16 protein-coding genes and 1 pseudogene are annotated in these 19,229 nt (G+C 64.1%); 5 read left to right on the forward strand and 12 right to left on the reverse strand.

The window, feature by feature from the left end; all coding sequences use genetic code 11:
- Positions 1-113: 113 nt before the first annotated feature.
- The gene (locus N805_RS05755) at positions 114-725 is read right to left on the reverse strand and encodes a LysE family translocator (protein WP_028613067.1); all 612 of its coding nucleotides are present in this window, start codon (positions 723-725) and stop codon (positions 114-116) included.
- A gap of 105 nt (positions 726-830) precedes the next feature.
- Here N805_RS05755 and N805_RS05760 point away from each other — a divergent pair, with 105 nt between their 5' ends.
- Positions 831-1,805 (forward strand): GlxA family transcriptional regulator, encoded by a 975-nt coding sequence (locus N805_RS05760; protein ID WP_028613066.1) that lies wholly within the window; start codon positions 831-833, stop codon positions 1,803-1,805.
- Positions 1,806-1,833: 28 nt separating this feature from the next.
- Here N805_RS05760 and N805_RS05765 read toward each other — a convergent pair whose 3' ends face one another.
- The 8 genes and pseudogenes from N805_RS05765 to N805_RS31230 form a co-directional block, all read right to left on the reverse strand.
- Positions 1,834-2,685: a CAP domain-containing protein gene (locus N805_RS05765; protein ID WP_028613065.1), complete on the reverse strand. Its 852-nt coding sequence runs from the start codon at positions 2,683-2,685 to the stop codon at positions 1,834-1,836.
- Positions 2,686-2,890: 205 nt separating this feature from the next.
- A complete protein-coding gene (locus N805_RS05770; protein ID WP_028613064.1) occupies positions 2,891-3,502 on the reverse strand; it encodes a cell wall hydrolase in 612 nt (203 codons plus the stop codon).
- A gap of 33 nt (positions 3,503-3,535) precedes the next feature.
- Entirely contained in the window at positions 3,536-4,453 is a 918-nt protein-coding gene (locus N805_RS05775; protein ID WP_028613063.1) for an AEC family transporter, read from the reverse strand.
- A 235-nt stretch (positions 4,454-4,688) separates the two neighbouring features.
- A complete protein-coding gene (locus tag N805_RS05780) occupies positions 4,689-5,552 on the reverse strand; it encodes a LysR family transcriptional regulator (RefSeq protein WP_028613062.1) in 864 nt (287 codons plus the stop codon).
- Positions 5,553-5,710: 158 nt separating this feature from the next.
- Entirely contained in the window at positions 5,711-6,559 is an 849-nt protein-coding gene (locus N805_RS05785) for an ABC transporter permease (RefSeq protein ID WP_019473292.1), read from the reverse strand.
- Positions 6,556-7,572 carry an ABC transporter substrate-binding protein gene (locus N805_RS05790; protein ID WP_019473293.1) on the reverse strand — a complete coding sequence of 339 codons (1,017 nt, stop codon included), beginning with the start codon at positions 7,570-7,572 and terminating at the stop codon, positions 6,556-6,558. The genes N805_RS05785 and N805_RS05790 overlap by 4 nt, the downstream gene beginning before the upstream one ends.
- Before the next feature lie 96 nt (positions 7,573-7,668).
- Positions 7,669-8,424 (reverse strand): methyl-accepting chemotaxis protein, encoded by a 756-nt coding sequence (locus N805_RS31225; RefSeq protein ID WP_370453613.1) that lies wholly within the window; start codon positions 8,422-8,424, stop codon positions 7,669-7,671.
- Positions 8,425-8,574: 150 nt separating this feature from the next.
- Positions 8,575-9,813, reverse strand: a pseudogene (locus tag N805_RS31230) (chemotaxis protein); the annotation flags it as partial.
- A gap of 220 nt (positions 9,814-10,033) precedes the next feature.
- On the opposite strand from N805_RS31230, the gene N805_RS05800 reads away from it, so the two are divergent.
- A complete protein-coding gene (locus N805_RS05800) occupies positions 10,034-11,353 on the forward strand; it encodes a Na+/H+ antiporter family protein (RefSeq protein WP_019473295.1) in 1,320 nt (439 codons plus the stop codon).
- Between the two features lie 12 nt (positions 11,354-11,365).
- On the opposite strand, the gene N805_RS05805 is transcribed toward N805_RS05800, so the two are convergent.
- The 3 genes from N805_RS05805 to N805_RS05815 form a co-directional block, all read right to left on the reverse strand.
- Positions 11,366-12,373 carry a FecR family protein gene (locus tag N805_RS05805; RefSeq protein ID WP_019473296.1) on the reverse strand — a complete coding sequence of 336 codons (1,008 nt, stop codon included), beginning with the start codon at positions 12,371-12,373 and terminating at the stop codon, positions 11,366-11,368.
- Positions 12,374-12,738: 365 nt separating this feature from the next.
- Positions 12,739-14,508, reverse strand: coding sequence for an acyl-CoA dehydrogenase C-terminal domain-containing protein (locus N805_RS05810; RefSeq protein ID WP_028613061.1), 1,770 nt, complete (start codon positions 14,506-14,508; stop codon positions 12,739-12,741).
- A gap of 137 nt (positions 14,509-14,645) precedes the next feature.
- Positions 14,646-16,268: an acyl-CoA synthetase gene (locus N805_RS05815; protein WP_028613060.1), complete on the reverse strand. Its 1,623-nt coding sequence runs from the start codon at positions 16,266-16,268 to the stop codon at positions 14,646-14,648.
- 193 nt (positions 16,269-16,461) lie between these two features.
- On the opposite strand from N805_RS05815, the gene N805_RS05820 reads away from it, so the two are divergent.
- The 3 genes from N805_RS05820 to N805_RS05830 all read left to right on the forward strand — a co-directional run bounded on the left by N805_RS05820 (position 16,462) and on the right by N805_RS05830 (position 19,227).
- On the forward strand, positions 16,462-17,868 hold the full coding sequence (locus N805_RS05820) for a sensor histidine kinase (protein ID WP_028613059.1): 1,407 nt from the start codon (positions 16,462-16,464) through the stop codon (positions 17,866-17,868).
- 8 nt (positions 17,869-17,876) lie between these two features.
- A complete protein-coding gene (locus N805_RS05825) occupies positions 17,877-18,509 on the forward strand; it encodes a response regulator transcription factor (RefSeq protein ID WP_028613058.1) in 633 nt (210 codons plus the stop codon).
- Between the two features lie 244 nt (positions 18,510-18,753).
- Positions 18,754-19,227, forward strand: coding sequence for a MarR family winged helix-turn-helix transcriptional regulator (locus N805_RS05830; RefSeq protein ID WP_028613057.1), 474 nt, complete (start codon positions 18,754-18,756; stop codon positions 19,225-19,227).
- Positions 19,228-19,229: the final 2 nt, after the last annotated feature.

Here is a 19,229-nt window from a genome sequence, read left to right on the forward strand (position 1 = left end):
TAGGGCCGCAACGCGGCCCCGGCGATTGTGCATGGTTCCGAGAATTTTGGGGGCGCTTCGCACCCCTATCGCGACGCAAGGCCGCTCAAAGACCGTGCATATCTGTCCAGGTGCTATCGGCCCAGCGGCAGCGCCACGCCAATCAGGGCAAACAGGCTGCCGCAGCAGCGGTTGAACCCTTTGCCACCCTTGGCCAGCCACGGCCGGATGCGAAACGCCAGGCGGGCCAACAGGTACTCGACCAGAAACTCGACGCTGGCAAAGGTCGCCGCCATCACCACGAACTGCAGCATCAGCCCGCGCTGCGGGTCGATGAACTGCGGCAGGAAGGCGCCATAGAACAGCAGCACCTTGGGGTTGGCCATGGCCGACAACAAGCCTTGGCGGAACAAACCTGCATTACCAAGCCGTGCGCTGCGCTCGGTCAATTCCAGGTGCAGGCCCGGGCTGCGCCACAGCTGGATACCCAGCCAGACCAGGTAGGCGCCGCCCACCCACTTGAGCACGCTTAACACCGAGGCCGAAGTTTGCAGCAACGCGCTGAGGCCAAACATGGCCAGGGCGATAAGCGCGCTGAAGCCGAACACGCCGCCAACAATGGTGAATAACGTGCGGCGGGCGCCATACAGGGCGCCATGGGTGAGGGCCAGCAGGCTGTTTGGGCCCGGTGTCAGTGACAGGCCGATGCTGGCCAGCAGGTAGATAAGCCAGGTGTCGAGTGCCATGGTGGTTGAAGCCTTGGTGATTTGGAGGGTGCCAGTGTATGGCGCGCGACCCAGTCAGGAAGGGTATGATCTGGACATTAAATAGTCTTTTCTGGACGCAATGACATGCTGCCTGATATCCGCCTGCTGATTCTGCCGTTACCGGATTTTGCCTTGCTGCCATTTGGCGGTTTCCTCGAAAAATTGCGTTTCAGCGCCGACGACGAGGACTACAGCCAGCAGCGTTATTGCAGCTGGACCGTGGCAGGGCTCACCCTCGACCCGGTACCTTCGAGCAGCGGTGCGGTGGTGCAAGTCGAGGCTGTGGCCGGCGAGCTCGAGTTGGCCGGTTTCGACTACCTGGTGGTGTTCGGCGGGCGCAACGCCATGGCTACAGCTGCGTTGGCGCCGCGCTACCAACCCTTGCTCAGACAGGCCGGCAAAGCCGGAGTCAAGCTGGTAGGGGTCGACAATGGCGCCTTCCTGTTGGCGGCGTGTGAGTTGTTACGGGGGCACAAGGTGGTGGTGCACTGGCGTCACGAAGCCGAGTTTCGTGCAGCGTTCCCACAGTTGCAGGTGCTGCGCGATCAACTGTATTGCATCGACGCAAACCGTATCACCTGTGCTGGCGGCACGGCGGCCATCGACCTGGCAGTGGCGCTGTTGTCACAAGCCTGTGGGCGAACCCGGGCGCTCAAAGGGCTGGCCGACATGCTGGTGGACGAAACCCGCGACAGCCGCCATGCCTTGCGCTCGCTGGAGCTGGGCGTGGGCCAGGGGCGCCAGGTGCAGCGGGCACAGGCCCTGATGCGTCACCACTTGGGCACCCCGCTGGCGGTAGAGCAACTGGCCGCTGAACTGGGCATCAGCCGGCGCCAGTTGGACCGGCAGTTCCAGGCCAGCCACGGCATGAGTGCCAAGGCCTGGTGGCTGGAAATGCGCCTGCAGCAGGCGCGCTGGCGCTTGCTCAACTCCAGCCACAGCTTGGCGCAGATTGCCGATGAAGTGGGTCTGGGCGATGCCAGTTACCTGGGTAAATGTGTACGGCGGCGGTTTGGCTGCACGGCCCTGGCACTGCGGGCAGCCAATCACCCAAGCTGAAACTTGGCGCAGACCCTTGTGGGAGCGCTTACTGCGGTGTGCCGAACAAGCCGGTCCAGTAGATCCCGGCATCGCTTTTCGGGTCCACGGCATAGGCGGCACCCAGTTCGCGGAAGTCCGGGTTCATCAGCGTGGCACAATGCCCCGGGCTCTCCAGCCAGCCATCAACTACCTTGTGCGCGGTGTCACGCCCGGCGGCGATATTTTCGCCGACTTGCTGGTACAGGTAGCCGGCCAGCTCCGCCCGGTCACCGGGGGTGCGGCCATCCTTGTCGATGTGGTCGAAGAAGTTCTGGTTGGCCATGGCCCGCGTGTGGTTGGCGGCGACCCCGGCCAGTACCGTGCTCCAGCTCAGTGCGGGGGCTGCGGCGAACGGCTGGCCGCCGCACTGGCGCGGCACCTTGCGCGCAGCGTTGATCTCTTGCAATACCTTCTGCCCCTCGGCCTGCCAATCGCCCAGGCGACCGCTGAGCAGCGGTCGGGCCAGCACGATGCGCCAGTCGCGGCCCTCCTGGCTTACGCCGATATCGACAAACTGCGGGTCGAGCACCACTTGGCAGAAGCTTTCTTCGATGGCATGCATGGCCGCGCGCGCATCGCGTGGCCCCGACAGGCTGATGGCCTGGACGTTGACCATGGGGTAGGCAGCGCGGGTCATGGCCTGCTGCAGGTCACGGGTGCCCTCTGGCGACAGCGCCAGGCGGGTGTCGCTGTTGAGCGGCGGCAGCTCCAGCGACGCCTCGCCACCGCAGGGCTGGGCCTTGCTGCGGTAGACATTGATCGAGTCGATCAGTTGCGCCTCTTCGCCGGTGACAGCCAGTGCCCCGGTCGAGACAACCAGGCCCAGCGAGAAGGCGGCAACGGATGGCAGGACGCGCATGTTGATCTCCCTATGACTGGCAGCGTCGTGGTATGCGCTGCTCATCCTACACAAGCCCGGGGCTTTTGGCCCTAGCTGGTGCAAAGCAATGAAAACGCCGGCAATGGTTGCGGGCGGCAAAAGAGGGAGTAGACCAGTGGTCGCCGGAAAAGTGCGATGGGTTGCTAATCATTCGTATCAAGCTAAAGCTTTCAACGTTTTGGCATCAACGGGCCAACGCCTGGTTGGGCTTGTAAAACAGGAAGTGCGTGGTCTGCGCAGTCTTGCGGTAGGCCTTTGCCCAATCGGGGTGCACCGTGCGGTCGTGGAAGTACAGTGCACCGCCGGTGGGGTCTTTCAATTGCTGGTTGAGCGCCTTGCGTGCAATTTCCTTGGCCACATCGTAGCGTTGCGCTTCCTCGACCTGGTCCGGGCGCCCGTCGCACCACCAGGAAAACTGGCAAGCCTTGGTCTCCACGCCCTGCTTGACCACGCCGCAGATGGTATCGGGGAAACCATCATGGCCCAGGCGGTTGAGGACCACGCTGGCTACGGCTGACATATCTTCGGCATCGGCGCCCTTGGCTTCCCAATAGATGGTGCGGGCCAGGCAGGTAATGCTGTCGTCCAGTGGCGCCTGGCCGGCCGGGTCGACTGCCTGGGCTTCGCTTGAGGTCAGTTTTTCTGTTTTTTTCGGCGGTGGGGCATCGTGGGCCACCTTTTCTTCCAGTACTTCGGCCTTGTCTTCAGCCGCCGCGGCCTTGGCCGTACCGGCAGCATGCAAGGGGCCTGCAAGCAGGGCCGAGGTCAAGCCAATCACTATCCAGGCAGCGCGCATGGCAAAGCTTCCGAATGGGGGCTAATTGCCAGTCTAGCCAAGCGTAAGCATTAATACCAAAGGCAGGGTGGCAGCGGCGGCTACGGTCTGCAGGGCAATGATGGTGGCCATCAGGGGGGCATTGCCACCCATTTGCCTGGCCATCACATAGGAGGACGAAGCGGTGGGCAGGGCCTGGAACAGCACTGCCACCACAGCTGCCTGGCCACTCAGGCCCAGCACGCGGCACAGGCCCCAGGTGGTCAAGGGCATGACCAGGAACTTGAACGCCGACGCCGCCATCAGCGGGCGCACCTGCTGGCCCAGGCTGGCCCCACCCAGCGCTGCGCCCACACACAGCAGGCCCAGCGGCAGGGCGGCCTGGCCTAGCGCCTTGACCGTGGGTTCGATGCCCGGCGGCAAGCCCAGCCCCGTCACCCGCAGCAGCAGGCCACCAGCACAGCCGACGATCAACGGGTTGGCGAAGATTGCCCGCAGCACCGTGGCCGGTGAGCTGTGGCGGGCGCTGAAACGGGCGAACACCAGTACGCAGAGCAGGTTGACCAAGGGCACAATGGCGGCATTGGCCACTGCTGCAAGGGCAATGCCGGCGCTGCCGTAGATGCCGGCGGCCAGGGTGGCGCCGATGTAGTTGTTGAAGCGGATGCCGCCTTGAAAGACCGAGGTGAAGTCAGCGCCGTCGTGGTTGATCGCGCCTTGGTACGTCAGCAGCAGCACGGCGCCGGCCAGGGTCGAGAGCATCAGTACCCCGACCATGCCCATCACCGGTACGCCATCGAGGTTGGCGGTGGCCAGGCCATGCAGGAACAGCGAAGGTAGCAGTACGTAGTAGCTCAGGCGCTCGGCACCGGGCCAGAAACTCTCGGCCAGAAAGCCGCGCAGGCGCAGGAAAGTACCCAGGGTAATCAGCAGGATGATCGGTAGCAGGGTGGTTAGCAGCAAGTGGAGCATGGTCGACGTTCCGTGGTCGGGTACGGGCACAGACTACGGGTGCGCAATGGTTTGTAAAAACGTTGTTTTCTGCACTGACTGTTGAGAAAAAATGCATGGTTTAGGCATTACACGGCCTCTGTGGGAGCGGGCGTGCCCGCGAAGAATCCAATGCGATGGATGGCACCGGCTGCGCCGGTGTTCGCGGGCGCGCCCGCTCCCACAGAGACCCCGCTAGGACAGTCAGTAATTGCAACTACGCTTCAAGCGCAGTCTTCAACACCGCACTCAAATGCCGCCGTTGGCTTTTCTCATGCTCCAGCAACACCACACGCCGGGTCAGTTGCGGTTCGCCAAACGGCAGGCAGGTGGCCGGCGCCAGGCGTTTCAGGTCGTCGTCTGCCATTGGGATGATCGCCACACCCAGGCCCATGACGGCCATGCTTGCCAAGGCTTCCTGGCTGTCCAGCTCCATCTGCTCGCTCACCTGCAAATGCTGGCGGCGCAGTTCCTGCTCGATCTGCCGCCCGGCCCAGGCGCGCTTGTCGAAACGCAAGAACGGTTGACTGGCGAGCAGCTCCGGTACCGTGTGCCCGGCCAGTTCGGGGCTGGCGATGGCCCAGAAGCGGTCCTCGAACAGCGGCGTGAAATCCAGACTCTGTGGGTACGGGCTGACCGGCTCAGTGGTGATCGCCGCGTCCAGCTCACCGTCTTCCACCCGGCGGGCCAGCTCCGCCGACATGCCCGAGGCTACGCTGATGTGCAACTGCGGGTAGTGGGCCTTGATCCACACCAGCGCCTTGGGCAGGCGCCGCGCCAGTACGGTATGGATCGCCCCCAGGCGCAGGCGGCCGCGCAGGCTAGGGCCGCTGGCCACAGCGTCGGCCAGTTCGTCGTAGGCAGCCAGGATGCTCTCCGCGCGGGCCACCGCCAACTGGCCTGCTTCGGTCAGCACCACCTGCCTGCGGCTGCGGTCGAACAGGGGTGCCTGCAACTCGTCTTCAAGGGTCTTGATGTGCAGGCTCACCGCCGAAGGGGTGAGGCTGAGCAGATCGGCGGCGCGGGCAAAGGTGCCGTGGCGGGCGATGGTTACCAGGGTGCGCAAGGCTTTGAGAGACATGCGGAGGAGGTCCGGTTACAAGCTGACAGGGCAGTATTGTCAGGCCCGGCCCTATCGCCGGCAAGCCAGCTCCCACAGGTACTCCACAGGCAGCGGCCATTGTGCTGACCCTGTGGGAGCTGGCTTGCCGGCGATAGGGCCGGTACAGGCAACACTGTTCACCGCTCAACACGCCCATACGCCTGGCTGATCCGGTCGATCACCATGGCCAGGGCGACGATCGCCAGGCCGGCCTCCACACCCTGGCCTACGTTCAGGGTCTGGATGCCCGCCAGCACATCCTCACCTAACCCGCGGGCGCCGATCATCGACGCCACCACCACCATCGACAAGGCCATCATTACCGACTGGTTGAGCCCGGCCATGATGCTTGGCAGCGCCAGCGGCAGGGCAATGCGCCGCAATCGCTGCCAGCGGCTGGCCCCGAGGCCGTGTGCGGCCTGCAGCAGCGAAGGGTCGATCTGGCTCAGGCCCAGTTCGGTCAACCGCACCAGTGGCGGCAGGGCGTAGATCAGCGTGGCGAAAACGGCGGGGACCTTGCCCAGGCCGAACAGCATCAGCACCGGGATCAGGTAAACGAAGGCCGGCAGCGTCTGCATCACATCCAGTACCGGTAACAGTAGCCGTCTGGCCAGTGGCCGGGAAGCGAGCAGTATGCCCAGCGGCACGCCCACCAGCACGCACAAACCGGTACTCACCAGTACCAGGGCCAGGGTTTGCAGCAGCTTGTCCCACAGCCCGAGCATCCCGATCAAGGCAAGCAGCGCCACCAGCACCGCGCTGCGCAGCAGGCTGCGGCTGGCGTGCCAGGCAAGCAGGCCAACCAGTAGCAACAGCAACCACCAGGGCAGCAGGCGCAGCAGGTTCTCCAGGCCGACCAGCAGTTGCAGCAGCTGGTCAGAGACCGCGCGCAAGTGATCGCCGTAATTCAGCACCAGCCAGTCGACCAGACTGTTTACGCTGTCAGCGAAAGAAAACTGCAGGGCTTGGGGAAAGCCGTTGCTCACAGGCTGCCCTCGACCTTGGTGGCAACCTCGGCAGGCAGCCAGGCTTTCCACACCTCTGGGTTGTCACGCAGGAAGGTGAGGGCGGCCTCGCGCGGTGGCGTGCGCTTTTGGCTCATGACGGCCAGCGCCTTGTTGAGCCGATCGATCGGCAGGTCGACCTGCTCGAATACCGCCACCAGGTCCGGGTAGCCATCACGGAACGCCTTGGATACACCGATCGAAAGCTTCGCCGGCAGTGAGCGGCTGCCCTTCGGGCTGGGGTTGCCGGCATCCGTCAGGGTGGCCCATGCCTGGGCATCGAACGGTGGCTCTTGCAGGCGGATGAGTTTGTATCGCCCCATCAGCGGGGTCGGGTTCCAGTAGTAGAACAGCACTGGCTGGCCACGGCGGATAGCCGAGCCGATTTCGGCATCCATCGCCGCACCGGAGCCGCTGCGGAAGTTGGTATACAGCTCATCCAGGCCATACGCCTTGAGTTTCTGGCTGTTCACCGTTTCCGATGTCCAGCCGCTGGGGCTGTTCAGAAAACGGCCCTTGTCGGGTGACTCGGGGTCACGAAAGACCTGCGGGTAGCGCTTGAGGTCGTCGACGCTGCGCAGTTCGGGCGCCAAAGGCTTCAACTTGCGAGCAGCGTCGCCTTCGATCACGTACGCGGGTACCCACCAGCCTTCTTCTGCGTGCTTGACGGTGTCGCCCAGTGCGAACACCTGGCCTGCCTGCTCGGCCTTGACCCACGCTGGGCTGCGCCCAGCCCACTCTTCGGCGATCACCTGGAGGTCGTTGCGGGCCAGGGCCACTTCCATGCTGACGGTGCTGCCGGGGAGGGTATCGGTGGAGTAGCCATACCCGCGCTCCACGATCAGCCGCAGGATTTCGGTGGTGAGGGCACCGCTTTCCCAGCCGATGGCACCGAAGTGGATCGGTGGGCGTTGCTCTGCCGATACAGCGTTGTCGGTGCTGGCCAGGCCTAAGGCAAGCAGGAGGCCGGCCAGCAGCGTTGAAAATGTGTTCATCCAGACCTCGTCGTTTGCCGTGCCTTGGGGGTGGGGCAAGTGTAGACGACGAGGTGGTGGCGGGGCTCGGGGCCGCGCGGGGCGGCCCCGTTTGCCTCAGACGCGGAACTGGTCCATCAGCGCCTGCTGCTGGTTGGCCAGGCTGTTCAAGGACTGGCTGACACGCGCCGACTCGTTGGCCTGCCCCGACAGCGATTCGGTGACGTCGCGGATGGTTGCCACGTTGCTGTTGATCTCTTCGGCCACAGCGCTTTGCTCTTCGGCGGCCGAGGCGATCTGCAGGTTCATGTCGGTGATTACCGTCACTGCCTGGCCGATACGCTGCAGCGCAGTCACGGCCTGGCCAACCTGTTCGACACCGCCCTGGGCCTGACGGTGGCTGTTGTCCATGGCGCCGACCACTTCCCGGGTGCCGTCCTGCAAGGCCTCGATCACCTGGCGGGTTTCTTCCACCGACTCCTGGGTGCGTCGGGCCAGGTTGCGTACTTCATCGGCAACCACGGCAAAGCCACGGCCGGCTTCACCCGCGCGGGCTGCCTCGATGGCCGCGTTGAGCGCCAGCAGGTTGGTCTGCTCGGCAATCGAGCGGATCACTTCCAGCACCGAACCGATCTTTTCGCTGTTCTGCGCCAGGCCTTCGACTTCGGCCATGGCGTTGCTCATGTCGGCGGCCAGGGCATCGATGCTTTGGGTGGTGCGGTCGATGACTGCCAGGCCTTCGCGGGTGGCCTGGTCGGCATCACGAGCGGCCTGGGCAGCCTGCGAAGCACTGCGCGCCACGTCCTGGGCCGTAGCGCTCATTTCGTGCGAGGCCGTGGCCACCTGGTCGACCTGGCGGTATTGCTGCTCCATGCCGGCGCTGGTTTGCGTAGCAATTGCCGAAGACTGGTCGGCGGTGCCCCGGGCAGCCTGTACCGAGCGTTTGACCTCGGCGATGGTCGGCTGCAACTTGTCGAGGAAGCGGTTGAACCAGCCGGCCAGTTCACCCAGCTCGTCCTGCTTCTGGTAGGTCAGGCGGCGGGTCAGGTCGCCTTCGCCGCTGGCAATGTCCTTGAGCATGGCGGCCACGCCGAGGATCGGCCGGGTAACGCCGCGGGCCATCAGCCACACCATCAGCAGGCCGGCAATGGCGGCCGCCAGGCCCAGGCCCAGTTCCAGCAGGGTACCGCTGGTGTTCAACGCGTCCAGTTCCTGCTTGAGTTTTTCGGCAGGCCCGGTCAGGGCATTTTCCGGCACATCCAGCAGCACGCCCCAGGGTTGTGCGTCGGGGATTGGCCGGAACGCGGCCAGCACCTTCAGGCGCTGCTGGTCGTGCAGGATGGTCAGCTTGCCATCAGCCAGCTTGCGTACCAGTTCTGCGCCCTTGGCCGTGTCAACCTGGTCGAAGCGCTGGGCCAGCTTGCTGGCATCGGCGCTATAGCCGGCCAGCAGGCCGACCGGGCTGAGGATACCGACCGTGGTGCGGCCCTCGTACAGGCTGCGGCTGGCCTCTTGGCTCAGGGCCTGCAAGCTGTTGAGGTTGATGTCGATGGACAGCGTTGCAATGGTCTTGCCGTTGACGGCCAGCGGGAAAACGATGCTGGTCATCAGTACCTGCTGGCCATCGATATCATAGAAGTAGGGTTCTACCACGCACACCTTGCCGGTGGTACGCGGGCACACCCACCAAGTGTTGGCCGGCTGGCCGCTGGGGCCGATTTCGGTGTTGGCCATGTCGTGTTCAGGCAGCGCCATGGCGGTGAGTTGGCCGGCACGCGGCTGCGACCAGTACAGGGCAAAGCGCCCGGTTTCATTGCTGCCCAGCTCCGGCTTGCCGGCGAACAGGCTGTCCTTGTTGTCCAGCGCGTTGGGCTCGAACACCAGCGACAGGCCGAGCAGGTCGGGGTTGGCCTGCAGGGCGGTGCGCACCTGGCGGGTCATGTCCTCACGCAGGTCAAACGCGTCGAGGTAGCGCTTTTCTGCCTGTTCGCGCAGGAACAGCACCTGGCGGGCGAAGCCGGCGCCGTACTGGTAGGCGTCCATGAACTGACGACGGATGTTCAGCGCCTGCACTTCACCCTGCGACTCGATGCGCGATTGCGCCGCCTCGGTCAGCATCTGCATGCTGCTGGCCTTGACCAGGTCCGAGCTGTGGTCCATGCGGTACAACGACAGGCCGACGAGCAAGGTGACGATGCCGGCCAGGCAGAGGCCGGCGAGCAGGGTGATCTTCCACTGGATGGAAAGTTGGCGCAAAGGCATGGGGGCGGATCCCTTTTTTTGGGCACTAAGGGTTATGGCTTTGGGGCTGGGTGGGGCGGGGAGCCCAACACCTTATCGGCCCTTTCATTTTTTTCTTTATTCAAACATTCAATTTAAATCCGACCTTCTGTGAAATCCGCCGCAACATGGCGCTTTTGACATCTGCCGCCCACTGCTTCAGAGTGCGCGCTTTTTTCTGTCGTAATGAGGTAAGCCAACCATGAATGCAGTGATCGCCGCGGTCGGCATCATGCTGATACTCAGCCTGTCCCGCGTGCACGTGGTCATCGCCCTGATCATCGGGGCGCTGGTCGGTGGGCTGGTGGGTGGCCTGGGCATCGAAGGCACGCTAAAGGCCTTCAATGGCGGCCTGGGCGGTGGCGCCACGGTTGCCTTGTCCTACGCACTGCTGGGCGCTTTTGCCGTGGCCATCGCCAAGTCAGGTCTGGCCCATGCCTTGGCTGACCGGGCACTGGCCATGATCGATCGCCAGGGCCACGCCAATGGCGGCAAGGTCAAATGGCTGATGATCGGCCTGATGCTGGTGGTGGCTGTGTCGTCGCAGAACATCCTGCCGATCCACATTGCCTTCATTCCGCTTCTGGTTCCGCCGTTGCTGTATGTACTGACCCGCCTGCGCATCGACCGCCGGCTGATCGCCTGCGTGATCACCTTCGGCCTGATCACCCCGTACATGTTCCTGCCGGTGGGCTTCGGCAATATATTCCTCAACGAAATCCTGCTGGCCAACGTCGCCCGTGCCGGTGTGGACGTGAGCGGTGTCAACGTCACCCACGCCATGGCCATCCCGGCAGCAGGTATGTTGGCTGGCCTGCTGCTGGCGGTGTTCATCAGCTACCGCAAGAAGCGTGACTACGACCTGGCGCGCATCGAGCAGGTGGAGCAGGTGAGCGTGCAGTACAACCCGCTGACGCTGTTGGTGGCTGGGCTGGCAATTGCCGCAGCGTTCATCGTCCAGTTGTTGCTGGATTCGATGATCATCGGTGCCATGGTCGGTTTCCTGATTTTCTCGCTGTCAGGCATCGTCAAGTGGAAGGACACCGACGATCTGTTCACCGAAGGCATGAAGATGATGGCCATGATCGGCTTCATCATGATTGCCGCCTCGGGTTTTGCCGACGTGATGAAGGCCACCGGTGAGGTGAAAAGCCTGGTGGAAACCTCGGCGCAGTGGATCGACCACAGCAAGGGGATCGGTGCCTTGCTGATGCTGTTGGTGGGGCTGCTGGTGACCATGGGCATCGGCTCGTCGTTCTCCACCGTGCCGATCCTGGCCGCGATCTTTGTGCCATTGTGCGTGCAGCTGGGCTTCGACCCGCTGGCCACAGTGTGCATCGTCGGTACTGCCGGTGCATTGGGTGACGCAGGCTCGCCGGCCTCTGACTCGACCTTGGGCCCGACCTCGGGCCTGAACGTGGATGGCCAGCACCACCATATCTGGGACACTGTGGTACCGACCTTCATCCACTACAACCTGCCATTGCTGGCGTTTGGGTGGGTGGCGGCGATGACGTTGTAAGGGGCGAGGGCGTCAGCCCTTGTCGGGCGGCGGCGAGATGCTGTTGAGCACGGTGCTGCCGTCCTTGCTACGGGTCAGGTAGATGGGCAGCACCTTGGGCAAGTTGTTGACCAGGCGTGCTACCTCACGGGTGTTGTAGATACCGCTGATGCGGATGCGGCCGGTGCTGGCATCGGCCAGTTGCAGCGGCGCGTCGAGGTAGCGGTTGATCACTGGCAGCGCCTGCTCCAGGCTCAGGTTGTCGAGCACCAGCTTGCCACTGCGCCAGGCCAGGCTGTTGCCGTAGTCATTGCTCTGCTCCAGCTGCGGCTCGAAATCGCCCTTGTGATAGCTGGCCTGCATCCCCGGGCCCAGGCGATAGCCACCGGCGCTGCCGTCGCTGGATACCAGTACCGAGCCTTCCACCAAGGTGACCTTGACTTGGTCCTGGTACTTCCACACGTTGAACTGGGTGCCGGTGACGCGGGTCTGGCCATGGCCTGCATGCACGATGAACGGGTGGCTGCTGTCGTGCTGTACCTTGAAGAACGCCTCGCCGCGCTTGAGCGTGACCTGGCGCTGGTCCTTGAAGTTGAGGTAGGTCAGCTCGGTGTGGAGGTTGAGCTGTACCGTGCTGCCGTCGTCCAACTCCACGGTCTGCATGCGGTCGGCGGCTTCGAAGTGCTGGTAGTGGTTGGGCAGCAAGCCCTGTTCCCACCCCACCCAGCCGGCCAGCGGCAGCACGGCCAAGGCGATAGCGGCGGCAGATGCTAGCGGACGCCAGTTGCGCGGGCGTGCAGGTTGACGGGTGGGCGTGTTGAAGTCGACGACGGTGGCGTTGTGTGGCAACAGGTCGGCGGTTTGCCAGATTTCCAGCATTGCCTGGTATTCCTCGGCATGCCGCGGGTCCGCCGCCAGCCAGCGGGCGAACGCCTCGCGCTCGGACGCCGTGCAATCATCGGCGTGCAGGCGCATGCACCAATGCGCGGCGGCGTCGGTGATGGCATCGTCAGGGCTGGGGTTGAGGCGGTCGTGATTCATTGCGGCTCCGGGTTTTGCGTATTCTACCCTTGCTAGAGGGCTCCCGAGAACCAACGTAATGGCGAATGACTATCAGTTGTGACGGTTTTTCGTCGGATTTGCAACGGTTTTTCAGCGTCTGAGAACCCTTCGCGTAAAGGTAGGCAGGCTGAAAACCTGCGGCTGATTTGCAGCCCATCGCGACACAAGGCCGCTCCCGCAGGGGATCGCGTACCTCTTGTGGGGCAGCTGCCTTGTACAAAATCACAAAGCTTGCGCGATCACAGTGGGAGCGGGCTTGCCCCGCGAACACGGGCGAAGCCCGTGCCACCCACCGCGTGGTCTGCTTCGCGGGCTTGCCCGCCCCCACACGTAATGCGCAGGCTTCAGAACTGCGCCGCCTCCAGCCCATAAAGGCTGCCGCTGCCCGCCCTGATACTGGCTTCCAGCCCCAGGCCACGCGGCAGCACTCGCTGGAAGAAGAACGCCGCACACGCAAGCTTGGCCCCGTGAAACGCTTCATCTTCATCACGCCTGGCCAAGGCCACCGCCGCCATCCGCGCCCACATGTAGGCATACGCCGTCAGCCCGAACAGTTGCAGGTATTCCACCGCTACCGCACTGACCAGGTTTGCATCCTCGCCTGCCCGTACACGCAGCCAGGCGCTGGTGGCCTCCAGCCGCGCCAGGCTCGCTTGCAAGGCCTCACGGTGCAGCGGTGCATCAACGCTGAAGGCACGTACTTCGGCGGCAAAGCTGGCCAGCGCCTGGCCGCCGTCGCCCAGCACCTTGCGGCCCAGCAGGTCGAGCGCCTGGATACCGTTGGTACCTTCATAGATCTGTGCGATGCGCACATCACGCACCCGCTGCTCCTGCCCCCATTCGCGGATGTAGCCATGACCACCATATACCTGTTGGCCGAGTACGCAGCTTTCCAGGCCGTTGTCGGTAAAGAAGGCCTTGGCCACGGGCGTCAACAGCGCCACCAGGCGCTGGGCGTGCTCACGTTCACCGGCGTCTTCGGCGTAACGCGCCAGGTCCAGTTGCTGGCCGACGTAGGTCGCAAACGCCCGGCCACCTTCGGTGAGGGTGCGCATGGTCAACAACATGCGCCGTACATCGGCGTGGTGGATGATCGGGTCGGCAGCCTTGTCCTGCGCCTGAGGGCCGGTGGCGGCACGGCTTTGCAGGCGCTCGTTGGCATAACGCGCGGCGCTCTGGTAGGACGCTTCGGCACAACCGATGCCCTGGATGCCGATGGACAGGCGCTCGTAGTTCATCATGGTGAACATCGCCGCCAGGCCCTTGTTCGGCTCGCCCACCAGGTAACCCTGGGCATCATCGAAGTTCATCACGCAGGTGGCCGAAGCCTTGATGCCCATCTTGTGTTCGATCGAGCCGCAGTGGGCGGCGTTGCGCGCGCCCAGGCGGCCATCGGCCTCGACCAGGTATTTGGGCACAAGGAACAGCGAGATGCCTTTGGCGCCGGCGGGCGCATCCGGCAGCTTGGCCAGTACCAGGTGGATGATGTTCTCGGTCAAGTCCTGCTCGCCGCCGGTGATGAAAATCTTGCTGCCGCTGATGCGATAGCTACCGTCGGCCTGGGGTTCGGCCCGGCTGCGGATCAGGCCCAGGTCGGTGCCGGCGTGGGGCTCTGTCAGGCACATGGTGCCGGCCCAGCGGCCTTCGTAAAGTGGCGGCAGGTAAGTCGCCTTGAGCGTCTCGCTGGCGTGGGCATCGATTGCCAGGCAGCTACCGGCGCTCAACGCCGAATACAGGCTGAAGCTGCAATCGGCGGCGTAGAGCATTTCTTCGAACAGTACCCCGAGCATTTTCGGCATGCCCATGCCGCCAAATGCCGGGTTGCCGCCCAGGCCGACCCAGCCGCCTTCGCGGTAGGTTTGCCAGGCTTCGCGAAAACCGTCTGGCGTGGTGACCTGGCCGGCGTCGAAGCGCACACCTTGCTCGTCGCCGTTACGGCTGAGCGGGGCGATAAGCTGGCCAGTGACTTTGGCTGCTTCTTCCAGGATGGCGTCGGCGGTGTCGGCGTCGATGCGTTCGGCCAGGGCGGGCAGGCGGGCCCAAAGGGCCGGGGCATTGAACACGTCATGCAGGACGAAGCGCATGTCGCGCAGGGGGGCGGTATAGGTTGTCATCGTGTGCTCTTGGAAGAGTGAGAGTGGCTGGGCGGGCCTCATCGCCGGCAAGCCAGCTCCCACAGGTACTTCACAGGGCTTGAGGCTTGCTGGGTCCCTGTGGGAGCTGGCTTGCCGGCGATGAGGCCGTTACGGCTTCAGAGGGCTTTGGCCCGGTCGCGCAGGACGTACTTCTGGATCTTGCCGGTGGAGGTCTTGGGCAACTCGCCAAACACCACGGTCTTCGGCACCTTGAAACCGGCCAGATGCTCGCGGCACCAGCCGGTGATGTCGGCTTCGCGGGTGTCCTCCCGGCCTGGCTTCAGGGCAATGAACGCGCAGGGGGTTTCTCCCCATTTTTCATCCGGGCGTGCCACCACGGCGGCTTCAAGCACTGCCGGGTGTTTGTACAGGGCGTCCTCGACTTCAATGGTGGAGATGTTCTCGCCACCGGAAATGATGATGTCCTTGAGCCGGTCCTTGATCTCGACATAGCCGTCGGCGTGCCACACGGCCAGGTCACCGGTGTGGAACCAGCCGCCACGGAAGGCTTCGGCAGTGGCCTCGGGGTTTTTCAGGTAGCCCTTCATCACGGTGTTGCCGCGCATGAATATCTCGCCCAGCGTGTTGCCATCGCGTGCCACTGGCTCAAGTGTTTGCGGGTCGGCCACCATCAGCCCGTCCAGGGTCGGGTAGCGCACGCCCTGGCGTGACTTGATCCGCGCACGTTCCTCCAGCGAAAGTTCGTCCCATTCGTCATGCCAGGCGCACACGGTGACTGGGCCGTACACTTCGGTCAGGCCATAAGTATGGGTGACGTGGATGCCCATCTCTTCCACGGCGCCAATGACCTTGGCCGGTGGCGCGGCGCCGGCGACCATGGCCTGCACCGGGTGCTCGATGGCTGCCTTGGCCGCCTCAGGCATGTTGACCAGGGCGTTGAGCACAATCGGGGCGCCGCACAGGTGGGTGACCCGGTGTTCGCGGATCAGGTTCAGGATCTTTTGCGGGTCGACCCGGCGCAGGAACACGTGGGTGCCGGCCAGGGCGGTGATGGTCCAGGGGTAGCACCAGCCGTTGCAGTGGAACATGGGCAAGGTCCACAGGTACACCGGGCGGTGGCCCATGGCCCAGGTCATCTGGTTGCCCAGGGCGTTCAGGTAGGCGCCGCGGTGGTGATAGACCACGCCCTTGGGGTTACCGGTGGTGCCAGAGGTGTAGTTGAGCGAAATGGCCTGCCACTCGTCATCCGGCCATTCCCAGGCAAATTCCGGGTCGCCTTCGGCCAGCAGGGCTTCATAGTCCAGCTCGCTCACCGCACGGCCTTCGCCGTACTCCGGGTCATCCACATCTACCACCAGGGGCGGGTGCTCCAGCAGTGCCAGGGCGGCTTCGATCACGGCATGGAACTCGCGGTCTGTAATCAGCACCTTGGCTTCGCCGTGCCGCAGCATGAAGGCGATGGCCTCGGCGTCCAGGCGCACGTTCAGGGTATTGAGCACGGCACCGGTCATGGGCACGCCGAAGTGCGCTTCGAGCATCGCCGGGGTGTTGGGCAGCATCACAGCCACCGTGTCGCCACGGCCTATGCCACGGCCTGCAAGGGCGCTGGCCAGGCGTCGGCAGCGTTGATAGGTTTCTTGCCAGTTGCGGCGGATGGCGCCGTGGATCACCGCCGGGTAGTTGCCGTACACGGCAGCGGTGCGTTCGATGAAACTCAGCGGGGTGAGGGCGACATGATTGACGGCAGCGGGCATCAGGCCCTGGGCATAGATCGACATGCGGTAATCCTGTAAGGAGGCAAGCGCAGCTTGTACGCTTGGCCCCCGATGGCTGATTGTTAGCTCTGTTCAGGGTGCAGGGAAGCGGACGGTGGGCCGCTCCCTCTGTCGCAGTTTTACGCGAGCCGCTATGGTAGTAGGAATATCGACTATAGCAATATAGTAAAACTACTATAACAACGAGCCGCCTACCGTGGACCAGACTGCTTACCCCTTGCTTGCCAAGGATCCACAACCCAGCCTTTTGCTGGCAGCCGACGCCAAGCCACTGGCGATCAACCCGGCGTTTCAAGCGTGGGTTGATGAAGGCCCGGCGCTGAGCCGCTGGCTGCCGGCCAATTGCGCCGCCCTGGTGCGTGCGTGCCTGCGCCAGCATCGAGCGATTGCCGATGTCGAGGTGCAGGTAGGGGAGCGCACCGTGCTGTGGTCTTTCATTCCCGACGACCAGGGCCAGCAGGTGCTCGGGCGCTGTCGCGACGCCAGCGAAGAGCGCCATGGCGCACGCGAGGCCAGCCGCGCCCGGCGCCTGTACCGGCTGATCATTGAAAACACCACCGACCTGATCTCCCGGCACAGCCCGGATGGCCGTTTCCTGGATGCTTCGCCGGCAGCGTTTCGTCTGCTCGGCCTGTGGCCCGAGCAACTGCGTGGCATGGCCGTGTACGCCTTGCTGCACCCGCGTGAGCGCCGCCAGGTGCTGCGTCAGGCGGCCGCTGCCTTGGACCAGGATGGCTATCACACCATGACCTGCCGGGTACGCCAGGCCTCTGGCAGCTACCGCTGGTTCGAAATCGCCAGCCGGGCTATCCGCGAAACCTACACCGGCGCGGTGGTGGAGGTGGTCAGCGTGTCACGCGATATCACCTTGCGCATCGAAGCCCAGGAAAGCCTGGCGCACAGTGCCCGGTTGGCCACCTTGGGTGAGCTGGCTTCGGGCATTGCCCACGAAATCAATCAACCGCTGGCTGCGGTGGTCAACTACGCCAACGCCAGTCAGCGTTACCTGCAGGGCCTGGAGCGTGATCCACAGGCCCGCGAGCGGGTAGGGCAGGGCCTGCAGCGCATCAGTGAGCAGGCCACCCATGCCGCCGAAGTGATTCGCCGCCTGCGCGCGTTCCTGCGCAAAGGGCCACGGCGCCTGCAGGCGCTGGACGTGGCCGAAGTGGCCGGTGAAGCCATGCGACTGTGCGCTTGGGAGGCCGCGCGCGACCAGGTGCTGGTGGAACTGCGCATGAGCGCGCAACTGCCCTCGGTGTATGCCGACCGGGTGTTGCTGGAGCAAGTGCTGCTCAACCTGTTGCGCAATGCCATCGATGCCAACCGCGAGCTGCACGGGGAACAGCCATCACGTATTCTGCTCGGCGCCGCGCGGGACGGCGATGGTGTACTGGTCGAGGTAGCCGACCAGGGCGCGGGTGTAGCGCCCGAGCGCCTGGATGAAATCTTCACGCCGTTCATCACCAGCAAGGCCGATGGCCTGGGCTTGGGCTTGAGCATGAGCCGCAGCCTGATCGAAGGCTTTGGTGGCAGCCTGTGGGCTCGGGCGGGTGATAACGGCGGTCTGGTACTGTGCTGCCGGCTGGCAGTCAGCAGGGGGTGAAGGGGGCAATGGTGCAAGCGAAAGTGTATGTGGTCGATGACGACCAAGGTATGCGCGACTCGACGGTCTGGCTGCTGCAGTCGGTGGGCCTGCAAGCCCTGCCGTTCGCCAGCGGGCAAGCGTTTCTCGACGCCTGCGTGGACGATGGGCCTGCCTGCGTGCTGCTGGATGTGCGTATGCCGGGGTTGGGCGGTTTGGCGGTGCAGCAGGCGATGCGCGAGCGCGGCCTGGCGTTGCCGGTGATCTTCGTCAGCGGCCATGCCGATGTGCCGATCGTGGTGCGGGCATTCAAGGCCGGTGCCTGTGATTTCATCGAAAAACCTTACAACGACCAGTTGCTGCTCGACAGCGTGCAGGCTGCGCTGGAGCACGCCGGGCGGGCGCGGCAGGGCAACCAGGCACTGGCCATGGTGCAGGCGCGCATCGACGGCCTCACGCCGCGAGAGCGTGACGTTTTCGTGCCGTTGGCCCAAGGGTTGAGCAATCGTGAGATTGCCGAGCGGCTGGGGGTGAGCGTGAAGACCGTGGATTTGTACCGGGGGCGGGTGATGAAGCGGTTGCAAGCAGCCAGCCTGGCGGAGTTGGTGGGCATGGCAGTTGCCTGCGGCGCGGTGGAGGCGCTGGGCCTGCGGGCGCGCTAACCGCCTTTACGCAGACCCTTGTAGGAGCGGCCTTGTGTCGCGATGGGCCGCAAAGCGGCCCCAAAATGTCTGCCCTGTCACAAAACTGGGGGCCGCTTCGCGCCCCATCGCGACACAAGGCCGCTCCTACAAAGGGCCGCATTTCAGGCAGAAAGTATGAAATTTTCCATAGCTAGCTAATCAAAGCTTTGACATTCACTGCCTAGGCAGTAATATTTTCACACAATTGCCCGAGCAGTTTCCGATGGCCCACTTCTCCCCCGAAAACTTCCAGACCTGCGCCATCGGCATGCTCCTTGGCCGTGCGGCGATCCTGAAGGACCGCATTCTCGACTGGCACCTTGAGTCAGAGGGCGTCACTGCCGCGCAGTTCAAGGTGCTGATCATCGTCACCCAGTACCAGGTAGATACCCCGGCCGAGCTGTGCCGCTACCTGGGCCTGGACAGTGGTTCGATGACCCGCATGCTCGACCGGCTCGAGCAGAAGGAGCTGATTGTGCGCAACCGCTGCGCCGACGACCGCCGCCTGGTGCGCCTGGCGCTCACCGCCGATGGCCAGCGGCTGGCCGATCGCCTCCCGGAAATTGGCGCTGCCGCCATGAACGAGTTGTGCGGCGTGCTGGCACCCGAAGAGCTCAAGGCCCTGGAAGGCTTGCTGGCCAAAGTGCTGCTCGGTGCCGGCGACCCGTTGACGGTACGCCGCTTTGGCGACCGTTGAAC

The sequence above is a fragment of the Pseudomonas putida S13.1.2 genome, from assembly GCF_000498395.2.
Taxonomy (GTDB): Bacteria; Pseudomonadota; Gammaproteobacteria; order Pseudomonadales; family Pseudomonadaceae; genus Aquipseudomonas; species Aquipseudomonas putida_Q.

What these genes read in the sequence shown, in the direction of transcription:
- N805_RS31225 (WP_370453613.1), bottom strand. Translation starts at nt 8,424, where the DNA reads ATGGAGCAGCAATACCGCCAGGTCGACCAGGTGGCCACGGCCTCGCAC.
- N805_RS05800 (WP_019473295.1), top strand. Translation starts at nt 10,034, where the DNA reads ATGAATGCAGTGATCGCCGCGGTCGGCATCATGCTGATACTCAGCCTG.
- N805_RS05825 (WP_028613058.1), top strand. Translation starts at nt 17,877, where the DNA reads ATGGTGCAAGCGAAAGTGTATGTGGTCGATGACGACCAAGGTATGCGC.
- N805_RS05760 (WP_028613066.1), top strand. Translation starts at nt 831, where the DNA reads ATGCTGCCTGATATCCGCCTGCTGATTCTGCCGTTACCGGATTTTGCC.
- N805_RS05765 (WP_028613065.1), bottom strand. Translation starts at nt 2,685, where the DNA reads ATGCGCGTCCTGCCATCCGTTGCCGCCTTCTCGCTGGGCCTGGTTGTC.
- N805_RS05815 (WP_028613060.1), bottom strand. Translation starts at nt 16,268, where the DNA reads ATGTCGATCTATGCCCAGGGCCTGATGCCCGCTGCCGTCAATCATGTC.
- N805_RS05805 (WP_019473296.1), bottom strand. Translation starts at nt 12,373, where the DNA reads ATGAATCACGACCGCCTCAACCCCAGCCCTGACGATGCCATCACCGAC.
- N805_RS05830 (WP_028613057.1), top strand. Translation starts at nt 18,754, where the DNA reads ATGGCCCACTTCTCCCCCGAAAACTTCCAGACCTGCGCCATCGGCATG.
- N805_RS05810 (WP_028613061.1), bottom strand. Translation starts at nt 14,508, where the DNA reads ATGACAACCTATACCGCCCCCCTGCGCGACATGCGCTTCGTCCTGCAT.
- N805_RS05780 (WP_028613062.1), bottom strand. Translation starts at nt 5,552, where the DNA reads ATGTCTCTCAAAGCCTTGCGCACCCTGGTAACCATCGCCCGCCACGGC.
- N805_RS05770 (WP_028613064.1), bottom strand. Translation starts at nt 3,502, where the DNA reads ATGCGCGCTGCCTGGATAGTGATTGGCTTGACCTCGGCCCTGCTTGCA.
- N805_RS05775 (WP_028613063.1), bottom strand. Translation starts at nt 4,453, where the DNA reads ATGCTCCACTTGCTGCTAACCACCCTGCTACCGATCATCCTGCTGATT.
- N805_RS05790 (WP_019473293.1), bottom strand. Translation starts at nt 7,572, where the DNA reads ATGAACACATTTTCAACGCTGCTGGCCGGCCTCCTGCTTGCCTTAGGC.
- N805_RS05755 (WP_028613067.1), bottom strand. Translation starts at nt 725, where the DNA reads ATGGCACTCGACACCTGGCTTATCTACCTGCTGGCCAGCATCGGCCTG.